General features: G+C 69.7%; 17 protein-coding genes. 8 read left to right on the forward strand and 9 right to left on the reverse strand.

From position 1 onward, the window contains the following. Window positions 1-4 precede the first annotated feature (4 nt). Complete coding sequence (tal, locus tag ACLJO0_RS14910) at window positions 5-1,117, reverse strand: transaldolase (RefSeq protein ID WP_410579119.1); 1,113 nt, start codon at window positions 1,115-1,117, stop codon at window positions 5-7. Between the two features lie 15 nt (window positions 1,118-1,132). Further along, a complete protein-coding gene (gene tkt, locus ACLJO0_RS14915) occupies window positions 1,133-3,235 on the reverse strand; it encodes a transketolase (RefSeq protein WP_410579120.1) in 2,103 nt (700 codons plus the stop codon). Window positions 3,236-3,534: 299 nt separating this feature from the next. Here tkt and ACLJO0_RS14920 point away from each other — a divergent pair, with 299 nt between their 5' ends. From ACLJO0_RS14920 to ACLJO0_RS14940, 5 genes are all read left to right on the forward strand, one after another. Beyond that, window positions 3,535-4,515, forward strand: coding sequence for a heme o synthase (locus tag ACLJO0_RS14920; protein WP_410579121.1), 981 nt, complete (start codon window positions 3,535-3,537; stop codon window positions 4,513-4,515). A gap of 145 nt (window positions 4,516-4,660) precedes the next feature. Continuing rightward, window positions 4,661-5,842 carry an MFS transporter gene (locus ACLJO0_RS14925; protein WP_410579122.1) on the forward strand — a complete coding sequence of 394 codons (1,182 nt, stop codon included), beginning with the start codon at window positions 4,661-4,663 and terminating at the stop codon, window positions 5,840-5,842. 70 nt (window positions 5,843-5,912) lie between these two features. Beyond that, a complete protein-coding gene (locus ACLJO0_RS14930) occupies window positions 5,913-8,168 on the forward strand; it encodes a HelD family protein (protein ID WP_410579311.1) in 2,256 nt (751 codons plus the stop codon). A gap of 10 nt (window positions 8,169-8,178) precedes the next feature. Beyond that, entirely contained in the window at window positions 8,179-8,751 is a 573-nt protein-coding gene (locus ACLJO0_RS14935) for an FKBP-type peptidyl-prolyl cis-trans isomerase (protein ID WP_410579123.1), read from the forward strand. Beyond that, window positions 8,751-8,996 (forward strand): cold-shock protein, encoded by a 246-nt coding sequence (locus ACLJO0_RS14940; protein ID WP_410579124.1) that lies wholly within the window; start codon window positions 8,751-8,753, stop codon window positions 8,994-8,996. The genes ACLJO0_RS14935 and ACLJO0_RS14940 overlap by 1 nt, the downstream gene beginning before the upstream one ends. A gap of 62 nt (window positions 8,997-9,058) precedes the next feature. Here ACLJO0_RS14940 and ACLJO0_RS14945 read toward each other — a convergent pair whose 3' ends face one another. Both ACLJO0_RS14945 and ACLJO0_RS14950 read right to left on the reverse strand, forming a co-directional pair. After that, window positions 9,059-9,595 carry a GNAT family N-acetyltransferase gene (locus ACLJO0_RS14945; protein WP_410579125.1) on the reverse strand — a complete coding sequence of 179 codons (537 nt, stop codon included), beginning with the start codon at window positions 9,593-9,595 and terminating at the stop codon, window positions 9,059-9,061. After that, on the reverse strand, window positions 9,592-10,563 hold the full coding sequence (locus tag ACLJO0_RS14950) for a quinone oxidoreductase family protein (RefSeq protein WP_410579126.1): 972 nt from the start codon (window positions 10,561-10,563) through the stop codon (window positions 9,592-9,594). Before ACLJO0_RS14950 ends, ACLJO0_RS14945 begins: the two co-directional genes overlap by 4 nt. Before the next feature lie 95 nt (window positions 10,564-10,658). Between ACLJO0_RS14950 and ACLJO0_RS14955 the strand changes: the two genes are divergently transcribed. Further along, on the forward strand, window positions 10,659-10,967 hold the full coding sequence (locus ACLJO0_RS14955) for a hypothetical protein (RefSeq protein ID WP_125783724.1): 309 nt from the start codon (window positions 10,659-10,661) through the stop codon (window positions 10,965-10,967). After that, window positions 10,964-11,830, forward strand: coding sequence for a RimK family alpha-L-glutamate ligase (locus ACLJO0_RS14960; protein ID WP_125793817.1), 867 nt, complete (start codon window positions 10,964-10,966; stop codon window positions 11,828-11,830). Before ACLJO0_RS14955 ends, ACLJO0_RS14960 begins: the two co-directional genes overlap by 4 nt. Before the next feature lie 121 nt (window positions 11,831-11,951). Here the strand turns inward: ACLJO0_RS14960 and ACLJO0_RS14965 are convergent, their stop codons facing one another. The 5 genes from ACLJO0_RS14965 to mptB form a co-directional block, all read right to left on the reverse strand. Further along, entirely contained in the window at window positions 11,952-12,899 is a 948-nt protein-coding gene (locus ACLJO0_RS14965) for an acyl-CoA desaturase (protein WP_410579127.1), read from the reverse strand. 116 nt (window positions 12,900-13,015) lie between these two features. Further along, window positions 13,016-13,984 (reverse strand): COX15/CtaA family protein, encoded by a 969-nt coding sequence (locus ACLJO0_RS14970; protein ID WP_410579128.1) that lies wholly within the window; start codon window positions 13,982-13,984, stop codon window positions 13,016-13,018. 64 nt (window positions 13,985-14,048) lie between these two features. Further along, entirely contained in the window at window positions 14,049-14,849 is an 801-nt protein-coding gene (locus ACLJO0_RS14975; protein WP_410579129.1) for an ABC transporter permease, read from the reverse strand. Next, entirely contained in the window at window positions 14,846-15,772 is a 927-nt protein-coding gene (locus ACLJO0_RS14980; protein WP_125783734.1) for an ABC transporter ATP-binding protein, read from the reverse strand. The genes ACLJO0_RS14975 and ACLJO0_RS14980 overlap by 4 nt, the downstream gene beginning before the upstream one ends. A 19-nt stretch (window positions 15,773-15,791) precedes the next feature. Beyond that, window positions 15,792-17,378 (reverse strand): polyprenol phosphomannose-dependent alpha 1,6 mannosyltransferase MptB, encoded by a 1,587-nt coding sequence (gene mptB / locus ACLJO0_RS14985; RefSeq protein WP_410579312.1) that lies wholly within the window; start codon window positions 17,376-17,378, stop codon window positions 15,792-15,794. A gap of 286 nt (window positions 17,379-17,664) precedes the next feature. On the opposite strand from mptB, the gene ACLJO0_RS14990 reads away from it, so the two are divergent. Continuing rightward, window positions 17,665-18,426, forward strand: coding sequence for a helix-turn-helix transcriptional regulator (locus tag ACLJO0_RS14990; RefSeq protein ID WP_410579313.1), 762 nt, complete (start codon window positions 17,665-17,667; stop codon window positions 18,424-18,426).

Raw genomic sequence — 18,426 nt, forward strand, 5'->3', positions numbered from 1 at the left:
CAGATCAGTCCTTTGCCTTTTCGAGCTGCCCGGTGACGGTCTCGAGAAGCTCCACCCAGGACTTCTCGAACTTCTCGACGCCCTCGTCCTCGAGGACCTTGAAGACGTCGTCGATGTCGATGCCGACCACACGCAGCTTGTCGAAGACGATCTGCGCGTCGGGACCCTTGCCGGTCACCGTGTCACCGGTGATCTCGGCGTGGTCGCCCGCGGCGTCGAGGGTCTTCTCCGGCATCGTGTTGACCGTGTCCTTGACGACGAGCTGGTCCACGTAGCGGGTGTCGGAGTACTGCGGGTCCTTCACGCCGGTGGAGGCCCACAGCGGACGCTGCGCGTTCGCGCCTGCCTCCGCGAGCGCCTTCCAGCGGTCCGAGGCGAAGAGCTCCTCGAACGCCGCGTACGCGAGACGCGCGTTGGCGATGGCGGCCTCACCGCGCAGCGCGATGGCGGCCTCGGTGCCGATGGCGTCGAGGCGCTTGTCGATCTCGGTGTCCACACGGGACACGAAGAACGACGCGACCGAGTGGATGCCCTTGAGGTCGTGGCCGTTGGCCTTGGCCTGCTCCAGCCCGGCGAAGTAGGCCTCGATGACCGCCCGGTACCGCTCGGCCGAGAAGATCAGCGTGACGTTGACGCTGATGCCCTCGGCCAGGGTCTTGGTGATCGCCGGGAGACCCTCTTCGGTGGCCGGGATCTTGATCAGCACGTTCGGCCGGTCCACGGTCTTCCACAGGTCCTGCGCCTCGGCCACCGTCTTGTCGGAGTCCTTGGCCAGCCGCGGATCCACCTCGATGGACACCCGGCCATCGACCCCGTTCGTGGCGGTGTAGACGTCGCGGAACAGGTCCGCGGCGTTGCGCACGTCGGTGGTGGTCAGCTCGCGGATGGTGGCCTCGACGTCGGCGCCGCGGGCGGCGAGCTCCTTGGTCTGCTCGTCGTACGCCTCGCCCTTCGACATCGCGTTGGCGAAGATCGTCGGGTTGGTGGTCACGCCCACGACGTGCTTGTCGCGGATCAGGTCGGCGAGGTTGCCGGTGTTCAGGCGCTCACGGGACAGGTCGTCGAGCCAGATCGACACTCCGGCCTCGGACAGCTGAGCGAGCTTGTCGTTGCTCATGCTTTCCCCTTCAGTTCAGTTCTTGGTGTTGGCGATCGAGCGACGGGCGGCGTCGACGACGGCTTCCGCGGTGAAACCGAACTCGCGGAACAGCGTGGCGGCGTCGGCCGAAGCACCGAAGTGCTCGATCGAAACGTTCTCCCCGGCGTCACCGGTGAAGCGGTGCCACGACTGGGCGATACCGGCTTCGACGGAGACGCGTGCCTTGACCGACGGCGGGAGGACGGAGTCCTTGTAGGACTTGTCCTGCGCGTCGAACCACTCGACACACGGCATCGAGACGACGCTCGCCGGGATGCCGTCGGCTTCGAGGGTCTTGCGGGCCTCGACGGCCAGCTGGACCTCGGAGCCGGTCGCGATCAGCACGACCTCGGGGTTGCCGTTGGACGCTTCGGCGAGGACGTAACCGCCCCGCTTGACGCCTTCGGCGCTGGTGCCCTCCAGCACCGGCACGTTCTGCCGGGTCAGCGCGAGGCCCGACGGGTGGTGGACGTCCTCCAGGACGGCCTTCCACGCGTACGCGGTCTCGTTGGCGTCCGCCGGGCGGACGACGTTGAGGCCGGGGATGGCGCGCAGGGCGGAGAGCTGCTCGATCGGCTGGTGGGTCGGGCCGTCCTCGCCCAGGCCGATCGAGTCGTGCGTCCACACGTAGGTGACCGGCGCCTTCATCAGCGCGGCCAGCCGCACGGGCGGGCGCATGTAGTCGGAGAAGATCAGGAACGTCGCGCCGTAGGGGCGGGTGCCGCCGTGCAGCGCGATGCCGTTGAGGATCGAGCCCATCGCGTGCTCGCGGATGCCGAAGTGCAGCGTCCGGCCGTACGGGCTGGTCTTCCACATTTCGGTGGAAGCCTTCTCCGGGCCGAACGAGTCGGCCCCCTTCATGGTGGTGTTGTTGCTCTCCGCGAGGTCCGCGGAACCGCCCCACAGCTCGGGAAGCGGCTCGGCGAGCGCGTTGAGCACCTCACCGGAGGCCTTGCGGGTCGCGATGCCCTTGGCGTCCGGCTCCCACGTCGGCAGGTTGTCCGCGAAACCCTCGGGCAGCGTGCGGGTCGACATCCGGTCCGCGATCTTCTTGCGCTCCGGGTTGGCGGCGCCCCACGCCTCGAACTTCTCCTGCCATTCGGCGCGGGCGGTCTTGCCGCGGTCGACGGCCTGTCGGGTGTGCGCGATGACCTCGTCGTCGACCTGGAAGTTCTGCGCGGGATCGAAGCCGAGGATCTCCTTGACCGCGGCGACCTCTTCGGCACCGAGCGCGGCACCGTGGGCCTTGCCGGTGCCCATCTTCTTCGGCGCCGGGTACCCGATGACGGTCTTCAGCGCGATGAACGACGGGCGCTCGGTCTCGGCCTTCGCGGCCTTGATGGCCTCTTCGATCGCGACGACGTCCTCGCCACCCTCGACGACCTGGGTGTGCCACCCGTAGGCCTCGTAGCGCTTCACGACGTCCTCGGACAGCGCGATCTTGGTGTCGTCCTCGATCGAGATCTCGTTGTCGTCCCAGAAGACGATGAGATTGCCCAGTTCCTGGCGGCCGGCGATCGAGGAGGCCTCGGCGGTGACGCCCTCTTCGATGTCACCGTCGGAGGCGACGACGTAGACGTAGTGGTCGAAGATGCTCTCGCCCTGAGGGGCGTCCGGGTCCAGCAGGCCACGCTCGCGGCGGGCCGCCATCGCCATGCCGACCGCGTTGGCCAGGCCCTGCCCGAGCGGGCCGGTGGTGGTCTCGACGCCCTTGGTGTGGCGGTACTCCGGGTGACCCGGGGTCTTCGAGTCCCACTTGCGGAGCTGCTTCAGGTCTTCCAGCTCCAGGCCGAACCCGGCGAGGTACAGCTGGATGTAGAGGGTGAGGCTCGAGTGACCGGCGGAGAGGACGAAGCGGTCACGCGCGGGCCACTCGGGGTCCGCCGGGTCATGACGCAGCGTCCGCTGGAAAAGCGTGTACGCGAGCGGCGCCAGGCTCATCGCGGTGCCGGGGTGACCGCTGCCGCAGTTCTCGACCGCGTCCGCGGCGAGCACCCGAACGGTGTCGACGGCCCGCGTGTCGTTCTCGGTCCAGTCGGCGGGCACGTTGCGCCGGAGGAGTGGGTTCTTCTCGCTGGTAGAGGCGGTTTCGGACACTGAACTCGAACTCCCCGTCATCAGGTTGTGGCTTCTCTTCCCTCGTGGGTAACCCACGTGTACCGCTACTAATCTCAATCGATCCGGAAGGGACGATATTCCTGGTCCGGGCCGTTCGCAGGGGCACGCCGCGAGCTACCGCGGCCAGCCTAATGGTTCGACCGGTCGAGGACCCGCGATCACCCTCTGGAAACAGCACGTCTAACATCGGGGAAGGGTTCAGAACACTCCGGATCCGGGGCCGCCACATCACCCGGAAGCCTGGTGGACCCGGCCCGAAAACTGACGCAGGGAGTGAAATGTCGTTGGTGAACGCTGCGCACGGACGCAGTGACAGCACCAGCGCCGTACATCCGACCGGTGAACGACCGCACGGTGGCCGGCGAACAATCCGCCAGGTCGTCGGCGCGTACGCCGCCCTCGCGAAGCCCAGGGTGATCGAGCTACTCCTCGTCACCACGATTCCCGCGATGTTCCTGGCAGGCAGGGAAATCCCGTCGCCGTGGCTGGTGCTCGCGACGCTCGTGGGCGGCACCATGGCCGCCGGCAGCGCCAACGCCTTGAACTGCGTCATCGACGCGGATATCGACAAGGTGATGAACCGCACCAAGCGCCGCCCGCTGGTGAAGGAATCGGTGCCCCGGCGCGGCGCGCTCGTCTTCGGTCTCGCGCTCGGCGTCCTGTCGGTCATCGTGCTCTATTTCACGGTGAACCTGCTGTCGGCGATCCTCGCCGTCGCGACGATCCTCTTCTACATCTTCGTCTACACGCTGGTGCTGAAGCGGCGTACGTCACAGAACGTGGTCTGGGGCGGTGCGGCGGGCTGCATGCCGGTCATCATCGGCTGGGCGGCCGTCACCGGCACCGTCGAGTGGCCCGCGTTCGTGATGTTCGGCGTCATCTTCTTCTGGACCCCGCCGCACACCTGGGCGCTGGGCATGAAGTACCGCGACGACTACGAGCGCGCCGGCGTGCCGATGCTGCCGGTGGTCGCCACCCCGCAGCACGTGGCACGGCAGATCGTCATCTACTCGTGGGTGATGGTCGCCTGGACGCTGCTGCTGGTCCCGGTGACGAGCTGGATCTACACGACGTTCGCGATCCTGGCCGGGGGCTGGTTCCTCTTCTACGCGCACAGCCTGAACGCGGCGGTGCGGCGCGGCGAGGAGACCAAGCCGATGTCGTTGTTCCACCGGTCGAACACGTACCTGATGATCGTGTTCGTCGCGCTGGCCGTCGACTCGGCCATCGGCCTGCCGGTCATCGGCCTGCCTTTCTGATCTTGTAAGTGCGGCCCGCTTGTCCCGAAGGTCCCCTTTGAGACGATGAACGTCCTGAAGGGGCCCTTCGGGACGTTCGGACCCGGCTTCCCACCTGCTGGAGCGCGCTACCCGGCCCGCCTACCCGTCGGTACCGTCCGGCGGAGTGACGAGTACAACCGAGCGCCCGGCCGCGGTCCGAGCCGAGCGCAGGACCATGGCGGTCGCCTGCCTGGTCGTCTTCACCGCGCAGATGGCGACGACGATCTACCTCCCCTCCCTCCCGATGATCGAGCGCGACTTCGCGGTGTCGCGCGGCTTCGCGGCGCTCTCGGTCTCCCTCTTCGTCGTCGGCGCCGCGGCGCCGGTGGTGCTCTGGGGCCGCGCGGCCGACCGGCTCGGAAGGCGTGCCGCGATGCTCAGCGCGGTGGGCCTGTTCGTTCTCTCCAGCGCGGTCCTCATCGTGAACACCTCACCGGCGTGGCTACTCGTTCTCCGTTCCCTGCAAGGGATCGGTGCCGGAGGTGCGGCCATCATCGCCCGCATCGCCGTCCGGGACCTCGGCGGCGGCGACGCGCTCGCCAAACGGCTTTCAGTGCTGTCCATCGCGTTCGTCACCGCGCTCGGCGGCGGGCAGTTCGTCGGCGGGCTGATCGGCGGGTGGCGGGGCGGGTTCGTCGTGCTGACGGCGGCGGGTGGGCTCTGCGTCATCGGCACACTCACGATTCCGCTTGGCCGGGGCCGCGAGGAGAAGACGGGCATGCTCCGGATCTACCTCCGGATCCTCAGCGTCCCGGCGTTCCTGCGGCCGACGATCGCGGCGGGGCTCGGCTTCGCGACGATCGTGCTCCTCCAGGAGGTCGCGCCGTTCGTCTTCCAGCAGCACTTCGGGCTGAGCGTGGACCAGTACGGCAGCCTCGGCCTCCTGTTCGGGCTGGCCTACTTCGGCGGCGCGTTGCTGGTCAACCGGCTGGCGGGCCGCAAGGGTTCGCCGTGGCTGATGCGGGCGGGCGCGCTGGTCATGACCGGCGCCGGTGCGCTGACGATCGCCTTGTGGCTGGTGCCCGCGATCCCGCTCACGGCCGCGCTCGTGACGTTCATCGCGTTGTATTGCGGAATCACCTTCGGTCAGGCCGCGCTCTTCCCGAGCAGCATGGCCGTCGCGGTGAGCGAGGTCCCCGGACAGGGCGCCTACGCCGTCGCGCTGTGCGGGTTCGTCGCGCAGTCCATCGCGGGCGTCGCGGCCACCTTCGCCGCGCTGCTCCACGAAAATGTCGTGTGGGCGAGCGTCGCCACCGGTCTGTCCCTCGGGGCCTTCCTCCTGGTCCGGGTGACCGCGAGGGAATGAGATGATGGCAGGCGCCGTTGTAACCCTTTCGGCCCCTGTCCCACCTCTCGAAAGCAGGCTGCTTTTGTCCGTGTCCCCGGACCGGGAACTCGACGCGCTCGAGCAGGACGTCGCGCTCGAGCAGGAGTACGTCACCACCCTTTACCGCAAACTCGACGTCGAACGCGCGGACGCGCAGCGCAGGCTCGACCAGACCCTGCGCCAGACCGGCGGCACCCCGCAGGCGCGCACCGAACGCGACGTCGCCACGACGCTGTACACCGACAGGCTGGCCCAGTTGAGCTCCGTCGAGCAGGGCCTGTGCTTCGGCCGCCTCGACTTCCTCCCCGAACACACGGAGGAGACCACCTACATCGGGCGGCTCGGGCTCTTCGACGAGGATGACGACTACCGCCCGCTGCTCGTCGACTGGCGCGCGCCGGTCGCGCGGCCGTTCTATCTGGCGACCGCCGCTTCCCCCGAGGGTGTCCGCCGGAGGCGGCACATCCGGTCGCTGAGCCGGAAGGTCGTCGGCGTCGACGACGAGATCCTCGACCTCTCCGCCGCGGACCAGGGGCAGGACCTCGGTCTCGCGGGGGAGGCGGCGCTGCTGGCCGCGCTCGAACGCCGTCGCACCGGTGAGATGAGCGACATCGTCGCCACCATCCAGGCCGAGCAGGACCGCATCATCCGTGCGACGCCCAACGGCGTGCTCGTGGTCCAGGGCGGGCCGGGCACCGGCAAGACCGCGGTCGCGCTGCACCGCGCCGCGTATCTGCTCTACACGCACCGGCAGCAGCTCACCACGCGCGGCGTGCTCGTGGTCGGGCCGAACAGCACGTTCCTCCGCTACATCGGGCAGGTCCTGCCGTCGCTCGGCGAGACCGGCGTGCTGCTGGCGACGATCGGGCAGCTGTACCCGGGTCTGGACGCCACCGGCGCGGTCACGCGTGAGGCCGCCGAGGTCAAGGGCCGAGCGGTGATGGCCGACGTGCTGGCCAACGCCGTCCGCGACCGTCAGCGGGTGCCGCAACCGGTGCTGGAGATCGAGTTCGAGCGTGAGATCCTGATGCTCGACCGCAAGACCTGCACCGAGGCGCGGACGCGGGCCCGTCGCTCGCGCCGTCCGCACAACCTCGCCCGGCGGATCTTCGTCTCGGACCTCCTCGACGCGCTGACCCGTCAGGCCGCCCGGAAACTGGGGGAGGACCTGCTCGACGCGCGGGACGTCCAGGACATCCGGGCCGAGGTCGCCGCCGACAAGAACGTGGCCGCCGCGATCGACGGGCTGTGGCCGACGCTCACCCCCGAGATCGTGCTCGACGAGCTGTTCGCCGACCGCGAACGGTTGCGCGTCGCGGCCGGGAAAGCCTTGTCCGAAACCGATCGTGAGCATCTCTACAGCCCGACGGACACGCCGTGGAGCCCGGCCGACGTCCCGCTGCTCGACGAACTCGCCGAGCTGCTCGGTGAGGACGACACCGACGCCCGCGCCGAGCGCGCGCGGCGCGAGCGGGAAGACCGTGCCTACGCGGAAGGCGTGCTCGACATCCTCGAACAGGACGAGGAGATCATCGACGAGGAGCTGCTGCGCGTGGGCGACGTGCTCGACGCCGAGCTGTTCGCCGAACGTCAGCAGCGCCGCAGCGAGATGACCGCGGCGCAACGGGCCGCGCAGGACCGGACCTGGACCTTCGGGCACGTGATCGTCGACGAGGCGCAGGAACTGACCGCGATGGACTGGCGGCTGCTGATGCGCCGCTCCCCGAACCGGTCGATGACGCTGGTCGGTGACGTCGCGCAGACCGGCGCTTCCGGTGGCGCGCGATCCTGGGGCGAGGTGCTCTCGCCCTACGTCGCCGACCGCTGGCGGCTCGAAGAACTGACGGTGAACTACCGGACCCCGGCCGAGATCATGGCCGTCGCGTCCCGCGTGCTCGCCGACGTCAACCCGGAGCTCGAAGCGCCGGTTTCGGTGCGGGAGACGGGTTTCGAGCCTTGGCTGCGTTCCGTGGAGCCGTCGGAGCTCGGCACCGGACTGCCGGGGATCGTCGACGCCGAACTGTCCGCTGTGGACGGTGGGACGGTCGCCGTGCTGTGCCCGGCCTCCCGGGTCGCTTCCGTCTCCGAGACGCTCGGCGAGGCGGGGGACCGGGTGTCGGTGATGGCGGTGGACCGGGCGAAGGGCCTCGAGTTCGACTCCGTGGTGCTGATCGCGCCGGACGAGGTCGTCGCCGAGTCGCCGCGCGGGCTCAACGATCTTTATGTGGCCCTGACCAGGGCGACCCGTCGGATGGGCGTAGTGCAGACCGGTGACCTTGTTCCGGCGCTGGAGGGTCTTGGCTAAGGTCGGCCGCATGCGCACATTCGGCAAGATCGTGGTCATCGGCGCGGGCGTCCTCGCCCTGGCGGCCTGTGGCGAGAAATCGAACACCGCAGGTTCCGCCCCGTCGTCCTCCGGCGCGGCTCCCGCTTCGGCGTCGTCTTCGGCTCCGGCCGCCCCGACGGGCAAGGAATGCACGGCGGAGGACGTCAAGACCACCGGGAAGTTCGGGGAGGCGCCGACCATCACCATCCCGGACGACTGCGACCCGCCGAAGAAGCTCATCACCAAGGACCTCGAGCCCGGCACCGGTGAGGGCGCCAAAGCGGGCGCGAAGCTGCAGATGAACTATTCGCTGGTCACCTGGTCCAACAAGCAGAAGCTGGACAGCTCGTTCGACCGGGGCGAGCCGTTCGACCTGACGCTCGGCGCAGGCGACGTCATCAAGGGCTGGGACCAGGGCCTCGACGGGATCAAGCAGGGAGCGCGGCGCCTGCTGATCATCCCGCCGGACCTCGGCTACGGCAAGGGCGGCAACGGCATCGCGCCGAACGAGACCTTGGTGTTCGTGACCGACGCCGTGACCGTCCCCACCGCCAAGGGCTGATGGGCACTCCGGACGGGCGGGTCCACCGCGGCCGGGTCCGTTCCTGGCTGGATGACGACGGCTGGGGAGTCGTCGAGTCGGCCGATTTCGCCGACCCGATCTGGGTGCACTACTCGATGCTGGAGGGTTTCGGGCCCGGCGAGTTCCGGAAGCTCGACGTGGGCGACGAGGTCGAACTGACCGTCGAGCACGCGGAGCAGGACGAGTTCCGGCTGCGGGGGCTCTGGGTGCGCTCAGCCGGCTGAAGTCCGTGAGGGCCTCCTTCCCTACCTTCAGAGTAGGGAAGGAGGCCCTCACGGCGTTCTGCTCAGCCGGCGTACTCCCAGGTGAGCAGAGTGACCTCGACGCCCTTCTCGATCTCGACCTTGGGCGGCAGGTCGGCGGGGACGTAACCCGCGCGGCGGGCGACGGCCTCGCTCGCCGCGTTCTGAGAGTCGATCCGCAGCCGTAGCGGGCTGAGCCCGAGCTTCAGCGCGTACGCGGTGAGCACCCGGAGAGACCGCGCCGCGAGGTCTTGGCCGCGGTGGGCGCGCCCGACCATGTAGCCGAGTTCGACCGGGTCCGACGGTTCTCCCGGCAGCATCAGCACCACCTCGCCGAGCGGCTCGCTCCCGTCGGTCGTGATGGCGAACCGGAGTCCCTTGCATTCCGCACGGCGGGTGACGCACTTCGCGTAGTGGGCCTTCGCGGCCACTTCGTCGAACGGTGAGGCCAAGGGGGTGAACCGCGCGACGGCGGGGTCGTCGAACAGCTCGGGCATCCCCGCGACGTCGTCTTCGGTCCACTCCCGTAGGACGAGTCCCTCGCCTTCGAGCCGGACCTCCTCCGGCCAGAGCACCGTCACGGGATCAGCAGGAGCTTGCCGGTGGTGCGGCGCCCCTGGAGGTCTTCGTGCGCCTGACGGGCGTCTCCCAACGGGTAGCGGCCGCCGATCCGGATGTTCAGCGAGCCGTCCTGAACGGCGGCGAACAGTTCGTTCACCCGCCACTCCAGTTCCTCGCGGGTGAGCACGTAATGCGCGGAGGTCGGGCGGGTGAGGTACACCGAGCCGCTGCGGTTGAGCAGTTGTGGGTCGATCGGCGGCACCGGGCCGCTGGCCGCGCCGTAGAGGGCGAGCAGGCCGCGGATCTTCAGGCTCGCCAGGCTGCCGTCCACAGTGGACTTGCCGACGCCGTCGTAGACCACCTCGACACCCTTGCCGCCGGTGAGGTCTCGGGTGGCCTTCGCGAAGTCGACCTGGTCGTAGCGGATGACGTCGTCCGCGCCCGCCTGTTTGGCGAGTTCGGCCTTCTCGTCGGTGGAGACGGTGCCGATCACGCGGGCCCCGCGCGCCTTGGCCAGCTGGACGAGCAGCAGGCCCATCCCGCCCGCGGCGGCGTGGATCAGCACGTCGTCACCGGCCTTGACCTCGTAGGTCGAGGCGATCAGCGCGTGCGCGGTGATGCCCTGGAGCATCGTGGCGGCGGCGGTCTCCTCGGTCACGCCTTCGGGGATCTTCACCGCGATCGTGGCGGGGAGCAGACGGCGCTGGGCGTAGCTGCCGAGCGAACCCTGCCAGGCGACCCGGTCGCCGACGGCGAAGCCGGTCACGTCCGCGCCGACCGCGGCCACCGTGCCCGCGCCTTCCATGCCCAGCACGAACGGCGTGTCGACCGGGTAGATGCCTTCGCGGTGATAGGTGTCGATGTAGTTGACGCCCGCCGCCGCGACGTCCACGAGCAGTTCGCCGGCTCCGGGTTCGCCGACCTCGACTTCGGAGAGCTCAAGGACTTCGGGACCGCCGGTTCGCCGGATCTGCACTGCCGTGGGCATACATCCTCCTCGTTCAAGGTCGTTCCGACCGGGACAACTATGGCCGACGCCACGGTTATTCCGCGTCGCGGGCTTTTCGCGGTTAAGCTCTGGCCGTGGCTGAGACCGAAGAGAAGACCGAGACCGCCGCCCCCACGTCGCGCCAGGTCGCGGCCGCCCGTGACTTCGTGAAGCGGCACGGGAAGCCGTCACGCGCGGTGGTGGAGAACATCGGCCGGATCGGCGCCAGGGTCGTGCTCGTGGGCGCCGACGGCGCGCTCGGCGACGTCGTCGTCGCCTCCGTGGAGGCAGGCGAGGCGCTGGTCGAGGCCGTCGAAGACCTCGAGCCCGCCGAATGGGACAGCGAGACCGTGAAGGCCACCAAGATCGGCCCCGAGCACCGCCGCCGGATGGCGGGGAAGTGAGCGGATCCGCGATCTTCGTCGCCTGCTCCGCCCTGCCGGAGGGCGACGGCGACGAGCACGCCGTTCCCGAGGCGCTGGCCGACCTCGGTTTCAAGACCCGCTGGGCCGCCTGGGACGACACGACCGTCGACTTCGGCGCGGCGGACATCGTCGTGCTGCGCGCCACCTGGGACTACGCCGAGCGCCGCGACGAGTTCCTGTCCTGGACCGAATCCGTGCCGACGCTGGCCAATGCGGCCGAAGTCGTGCGGTGGAACACCGACAAGTCCTATCTGGCCGAACTGGGTGACGCCGGGGTCGCGGTCGTGCCGACGACCTTGATCGCGCCGGACGACCAGGCCCCGCGCTGGCCCAAGGGCGAGTTCGTGCTGAAGCCCGCCGTCGGTGCCGGCTCGCGAGGAGCCGGCCGGTTCACAGCGGGCGACGCGGCCGCCGCTCATCTCGCCGGCCTGCAAGCCGACGGGAACACCGTGCTGCTCCAGCCGTATCAGTCCAGTGTGGACAGTGAGGGCGAGATCGCGCTGGTGTACTTCGGTGGCGTGTACTCGCACGCGTTCTCGAAGGCCGCGATGCTGGGCCGGGAGCTCGACGAATCCGGCCTGTACGTGACGGAAAAGCTCGCGCCCGTGCAGCCAGCCGCGGGCTTCCGCGCCTTGGCCGAAGACGCCCTGGACGCGACAGCGGCGCTGCTCGGCATCCTGCGCGCGGAACTGCTCTACGCCCGCGTCGACCTCGTCGCCGGGCCGGACGGCAGGCCGCTGCTGCTGGAACTGGAGCTCGTCGAGCCTTCGCTCGGCTTCCGGCAGACCGACCCCGCCGCCGCTTGGCGCTTCGCGTCGGCTGTCCGCCAGCAACTCGCCTGACCCGCCCCTCGCGATGCTATGAAAGGTCCTTTCCTTGCAAATTTTGCAAGGAAAGGACCTTTCATAGCAGCTGTCGCCCAGGGCAACCACCGCAAGTAGATGACGAATTGCGAAGAGGGTGTCAGGCAGGCTTGGCGAGCTTCGCGGCCAAGCGCTCCGGCTTCGGCCACCGCACATCGCGCGCCCAGCCGAACTTCTCGAACAGCCAGATCACCCGCGCCGACACATCGACCTGCCCGCGCAGGACACCGTGCCGCGCGCAGGTCGGATCGGCGTGGTGGGAGTTGTGCCACGACTCGCCCATGGACAGGATCGCCAGCGGCCAGAAGTTCGCCGCCTTGTCGCGGCTGGCGAACGGGCGCTCGCCGACCATGTGGCAGATCGAGTTCACCGACCAGGTGACGTGGTGCAGGAACGCGATCCGGACCAGCCCGGCCCAGAAGAACCCGGTCACCACACCCCACCACGACCAGCTGAGCAGCCCGCCGAGCACCGCGGGCAGCAGGAGGCTCAGCGTGATCCACAGCCAGAAGTAGCGGTTCACGACGCGAAGGTCCTTGTCGGCCACCAGGTCCGGCGCGAAACGGTCGTAGTTGGTCACTTCACGGCTGAACATCCAGCCCATATGCGCGTGCCAGAAGCCGCGCAGTAGCGCCGACGGCGACGTCCCGAACAGCCAGGGGGAGTGCGGGTCGCCTTCGCGGTCGGCGAAGGCGTGGTGGCGACGGTGGCTGGCCACCCAGAAGATGACCGACCCCTGCACCGCGAAACTCCCGGCGATGGCGAGCGCGATCCGGAGCGGCCGTCCGGCCTTGAAGGCGCCGTGGGTGAAGTAGCGGTGGTATCCGACGGTCACCCCGAGCGTCCCGACGGTGTAGAACACGGCCGCCAGCACGAGATCGACCCAGGTCATGCCCCAGCCCCACACGATCGGCACCGCGGCGAGCAACGCGACGAACGGGACCAGCAGGAAGGTCTTGAGGATCAGCATCTCCCCGGAGCCGCGCCGGTGGGAGATCAGGGGTTTGGACGGACTGGCCGGTGCGTCCGGCTCGGTGCTGGCGGTCATACGACACCTCGTGCCTCGACTCGGTGGTGAACCCCCGTGCGGGGCACCGAAACGCAGCGTAAGGGCAGTGTCTGGCGAGCACGCCGCCCGGGGGTTACGTCCGGTTTGCCAGGGGGTCAGTTCGAAGTGGCGAGTTCCCGCTCAGAGGCGTGGGAAACCGGCGCCGGACCACGATCACGTGAGCCGCACCACAGTGCCGCGGTCGAGATGATCACCAGTGCGGAGCCGAGGACGTGGAACGACACCAGCGCCTCCGGCACGCCGAGGGCGTATTGCACCGAGCCCACGACGCCCTGGAGGACCGCGACGATCCACACGATGGTGTAGCGCCGCCACAACTGCTTCGGCGTCTCCCCTCGCATCAGCTGGAGCCCGAAGACGGCCAGCACGATCAGGTAGGCCACCAGCAGTCCGCCGTGCACCTGGGTGAGCGTCTCGATCGGGGCCTGGAGCCGGTGGGTGCCGGGGTCGCCGCCGTGCGGGCCCGCGCCGGTCACGGTGGTGCCCGCCACGAGGACGGCCCACATCGACGCGGCGAGCGCGATCAGCGTCTTGCGGCCCGCGTCCGGGATCAGCCAGCGGGCGGGCTCGTCACCCTCCTTGAACGCCCGCAGCAGCAGCACCGCGAGCCAGACCAGGGGAGTGGAGGCCAGGAAGTGGAGCGCGACGGTCCACCATTCGAGTTTGGCGAGCACGGTGATCCCGCCGACGACGGCCTGCAGCATCACGCCGGCGGGCATCGTCCAGGCCAGCTTCACCAGACGGCGGCGGCTCGGGTGTTCGATCTGCACCCGCCACGCGGTGATCACGCACAGCGCGGCGACGGCGATGACGACGCCGGTCAGCATCCGGTTGCTGAACTCGATCCACTGGGTGAGCGCGTCGAACTCGGGGTGTGCGACCGGCACGATGCTGCCTTCGACGCACTGCGGCCAGGTCGGGCAGCCGAGGCCCGAACCCGTCACCCGGACGACCGAGCCGGTGACGCCGATTCCGGCCTGGGCGATCACCGCCGCCATCGCGACCGCTCGCTGGACCGCGAACGAGGGATACGGCAGACGCGCTACAAGGCTCTGGAACGGCACCGTCCGATGCTAGAACGCCGTTCCTGAGAGCGTTCCACCGGCCGGACCCGCTGTGTCGGCCGCCTCAGGTCAGCTTCGTGGTCTTGCTCGCCAGCGCACCCGCGACGACGCCCCAGCCGACGAGTACCGCGAACGGGCCCCAGCCGAACGAACCGTCCAGCAGCACCGACCGCAGTCCTTCGGCGAGCGCGCCCGAGGGCAGCAGTTCGACGATCCACGCGACGCCGGACGGCATCGTCGACGGTGCCAGCAGGATGCCGCCCGCGAGCAGCAGCACGAACCAGACGATGTTCGCCAGCGCCAGCACGGCCTCCGCGCGCAGCGCCCCGCCGAGCAGCAGGCCCAGCGCGCCGAACGCGAGGGTGCCGACGAGCAGGAACGGGATCGCGCCGAGGAGTCCGCCCAGCGACGGCGACCAGCCCAGCAGCGCGGCCACGGCACCGAGGAGCACCGCCTGCAGCGCGACCACGACCAGCGCGGCGGCCACCCGGCCGGCGATGAGCAGCCACCGGGGCAGCGCGGTGGCGGAAAGCCGTTTGAGGACGCCGTAGCGGCGGTCGAAGCCCAGCGCGATGGCCTGTCCGGTGAACGCGGACGACATCACCGCGAGCGCCAGGATCCTCGGCGTGATCCAGTCCACTTTGGACGCCGAACCGAGCTGGGCCGACGGCAGGATGTCCAGCAGCGACAAGCCGATCAGCAGCGCGAGCGGGATGAGCAGGGTCAGCAGGATCTGCTCGCCGTGGCGCAGGGTCAGGCTCGCCTCGACCTTCGCGTGCGTGCGCAGCATCTTGCCGAGCGAACCGCGGCCGGGGGCCGGGGTGAACGTGCCCGCGGCGAACCGCGGCGTTGGCGTGGTGGTCATGCGCGCAGTTCCCGTCCGGTCAGCTCCAGGAAGACCTCTTCCAGCGTGCGCCTGCCGACCTGCAGCTCCTCCGGCATGACGCCCTGCTGGGCACACCACGCCGTCACCGTCGACACCACCTGCGGGTCGATCGCGCCTTCGACGAGGTACGTCCCCGGTGCCGACTCGTGCACGAGATGCCCCTCGGGCAGCGCCGCGGTCAGCAGCGCGGTGTCGAGCCGCGTTCGGGCCTTGAAACGCAACTGCGCCGTCTCACCGGCCTCGACGGTCAGCGACTGCGGAGTGCCTTCGACGACGACCTTGCCGTGGTCCACGATCACCACGGTGTCGGCCAGCGTTTCGGCCTCCTCCATCAGATGCGTGGTGAGCAGCACGCTGACGCCGTCGGCGCGCAGTGCGCCGAGCAGATCCCAGACCAGGCGGCGGGCCTGCGGGTCCATGCCCGCCGTCGGTTCGTCGAGGAAGAGCAGTTCCGGGCGGCCGACGAGCGCACAGGCGAGCGAGAGCCGTTGCTGCTGCCCGCCGGACAGTCGTTTGAACGGTGTCTTCCTCGCTCCCGAAAGACCGAGGACATCCAGCAGCCAGGCGGGTTCGAGCGGGTTCGCCGCACACGCGGCGACCAGTCCGAGCATCTCGTCGGCGCGGACGCCGGGATACGCGCCGCCGCCCTGGGGCATCACGCCGATCCGCGGCCGCAGCGCGGATCCGTCGTGCGAAGGATTGAATCCCAGCACGCGGACTTCGCCTTCGTCAGGCCGCAGGAAGCCTTCGCAGATCTCGACGGTGGTGGTCTTGCCGGCCCCGTTCGGGCCGAGCAACGCGAGCAGCGTGCCACGTTCCATCCGCAGGTCGAGTCCATCGACGGCGGTGGTGGATCCGTAGCGTTTCACCAGCCCGGTGATCTCGACGGCGGGGGTGTTCACGACAGGTCACGATACGGCGTCACGCCGGGACCGAATGCTCCGGGGACGGTCTGGACAGCAGCAGTGGTGAGAGGCGGTGGACGATGAACAGCCCCAGTAGCGTGACGACCCCGGCGGCGGCCCACGCGAACGGCAGGACGAAGCCGCGGCCTTCGAAGGTGCTTCCCGTCGTCGGCAGCAGGAACGGCAGGACGGCGGTGACGATCGTCGCCGCGATGCGGAACCGCGAGGTCCCGGCCGCCGCGGCGAGCGGGATGATGGCCCACAGCAGGTACCAGGGCTGGAGCGCGACGTGCAGCACCATCACCGCGCCCAGCGAGACACCGAGGCCGATGATCGGCCGGTAGCGCCATTTGAAGCTGTCCCAAAGGAACTTGACCGTCACCGCGCCCGCGACGAGATAGCCGAGCGCGCCGAGGATCGGCACCATCGCGTTGGTGTGGTTGCCGAGGCCGAGCACGATGCCGAGGACGCCACCGAGCGCGGCGAGTTCCGACGTCGGCGAGATCCACGAGCGGACCAGTCCCGGCGTCCCGAGCGCGCCGACCCAGCCGAAACCGAGGCCGGTGCCGTAGCAGACCGCCACCAGGACCACCCCGAACAGCAGCGCCATCGGCACCGCGGCGGTGACCAGGTCCTTGATCCGGCCGTGCCAGCGTCTGGCCACCATCACGGTGAAGAACGGCAGCGCCAGGATCGCGTTGATCTTCACCGCGACGCCGAGGGTGATGATCGCCACCCCGAGCGCGATGTAGAGCAGTTCACCCTTGGCCAGCGGGGGAGGCGCGTCGTGCTTGAACCGCACCGGCATCCGCTGGAGACCGACCTCCAGCCCGGCCACCATGAGCCCGATCGCCAGCGCGTCGTTGTGGGCGCCCGCGACGAAGTGGAAGATCAGCAGCGGGTTCGCCGCGCCGAGCCACAGCGCGGTCGCGGGCTGCACGCCGAACCGCCGGGCCAACCGCGGGAGCGCCCAGATGATCAGGATGACGCCGATGAGCGCGAGGCCGCGCTGCAGCAGTACGCCGGTGACGATGTTGCCGCTGCTCAGCGGGGCGAGCCAGCCGCCGAGGCGCAGCAGCAGCGGGCCGTAGGGCGCCGGGGTCTCCCGCCACATGTTGGAGACGCCCGAGGTCAGCGGGTCCGAGACGCCGAGCGCTTCGGCCGGGCCGAGGGAGTAGGGGTCCATCCCGCGGGCGACGATCTCGCTCTGCGCGAGATAGCTGTAGACGTCGCGGGAGAACAGCGGCGGGATGACCAGCAGCGGCGCGCACCAGAGCGCGATGGTGCGGGCGAGCTGGCCCTGGGTGGCGAGGCGGCGGCGCGCGGGTTGCGCGAACCGGCCGAGCAGCAGCCAGCTGAGCACGATGATCGCCATCCCGGCCAGGCCCATCGCGAGCGAGACCATCGGGATGCGGGTGAACAGCCGCAGGACCGGGATCTCTTGCACCGGGTTGATCACCGGCGCGGCGCCCGCGCCGAGCGAGCCGAGCGCGAGGAACAGGGAACCGACCGCGCCGAACCGGCGGACCACGTTCAGGCCCCGCAGTTCCTTGTCGTCCAGCGGCTCCGGTTCGTGCGGGTGCCCGGGGGTGAGCGTCGCCACCGAACCCGCCGCCGGGTCTTCCGGCTCTGCCCCGTCCGTGTCCCGCTGCGCCGGGTGATCGCCCACTGCCACTCAGGAAGGGTAGCGATGCCGGGAACAACGCAACTCGGCACCTGGTTGCGGTGGTTGCGCGTGCAAGGAGCGCAACCTGGCACCTACTTGCGTCAGAGCAGGCGCGAAGTGACCCACGCCACTCCGTGAGGCACCCCTCTTTGCCGTCTCCCCGGAAATACGTCACACTTGTGTTGTGAAAAAGACGGGGACGCGGAACGAGGCCGGTGGCGACATGCCCCGCGCCGAGGTTCAGCCTGTCCCCGCGCAGATCGGCCCCGAGGGCCGGACCAGGCACGAAGTGGCCCGCTTGCTGCTGGAACAGGGTCCGATGACCGCCGTCGTGGTGGCCGAGCAGCTGGGCATCAGCGCCGCCGCCGTCCGTCGTCACCTCGACGCGCTGCTCGCCGACGGCGAGGCCGAAACCCGGGACGCGCCCCGCCGCGGTCCCCGCGGACGTGGCCGTCCCGCCAAGAACTTCCTCCTGACCGAAGCCGGCCGGGCCCGGTTCGGGCACGCCTACGACGACCTCGCTTCCTCGGCCATCCGCTTCCTCGCCGATCACGCCGGGGAAGACGCCGTGAAGGCCTTCGCGGAGGCTCGGGTCGCCTCGCTGGTCGGCCCGCATCAGGACGCGATCACCCAGCACGCGGACCCCGCCGCTCGCGCCGAGGCCCTCGCTGCGGCGTTGACCAGGGAGGGTTACGCTGCGTCGACCCGTCAGGTCGGTGTCGGTGAACAGCTCTGCCAGCACCATTGCCCGGTCGCCCACGTCGCCGCCGAGTTCCCTCAGTTGTGCGAAGCCGAGACAGAGGCTTTCGCGGAACTTCTGGGTACCCACGTCCAGCGACTGGCGACCATCGCACGCGGTGACAACGCGTGCACCACACACGTACCCGTCGTTTCGGCGGGTCACCCGGCCACACCAGGGCCGGGAAGCACGGCGCCCTCTTCTGGGCGCACAGCACGGATCCCGAATGGAGGGAAACCCGCATGA

The sequence above is a fragment of the Amycolatopsis sp. lyj-108 genome (assembly GCF_046549005.1).
GTDB lineage: Bacteria > Actinomycetota > Actinomycetes > Mycobacteriales > Pseudonocardiaceae > Amycolatopsis.

Bases quoted from the DNA above. Each gene is read 5' to 3' on its own strand.
- tal (WP_410579119.1), bottom strand. From the start codon at position 1,117: ATGAGCAACGACAAGCTCGCTCAGCTGTCCGAGGCCGGAGTGTCGATC.
- ACLJO0_RS14920 (WP_410579121.1), top strand. From the start codon at position 3,535: ATGTCGTTGGTGAACGCTGCGCACGGACGCAGTGACAGCACCAGCGCC.
- ACLJO0_RS14935 (WP_410579123.1), top strand. From the start codon at position 8,179: ATGCGCACATTCGGCAAGATCGTGGTCATCGGCGCGGGCGTCCTCGCC.
- ACLJO0_RS14940 (WP_410579124.1), top strand. From the start codon at position 8,751: ATGGGCACTCCGGACGGGCGGGTCCACCGCGGCCGGGTCCGTTCCTGG.
- ACLJO0_RS14950 (WP_410579126.1), bottom strand. From the start codon at position 10,563: ATGCCCACGGCAGTGCAGATCCGGCGAACCGGCGGTCCCGAAGTCCTT.
- ACLJO0_RS14965 (WP_410579127.1), bottom strand. From the start codon at position 12,899: ATGACCGCCAGCACCGAGCCGGACGCACCGGCCAGTCCGTCCAAACCC.
- ACLJO0_RS14975 (WP_410579129.1), bottom strand. From the start codon at position 14,849: ATGACCACCACGCCAACGCCGCGGTTCGCCGCGGGCACGTTCACCCCG.
- ACLJO0_RS14990 (WP_410579313.1), top strand. From the start codon at position 17,665: ATGCCCCGCGCCGAGGTTCAGCCTGTCCCCGCGCAGATCGGCCCCGAG.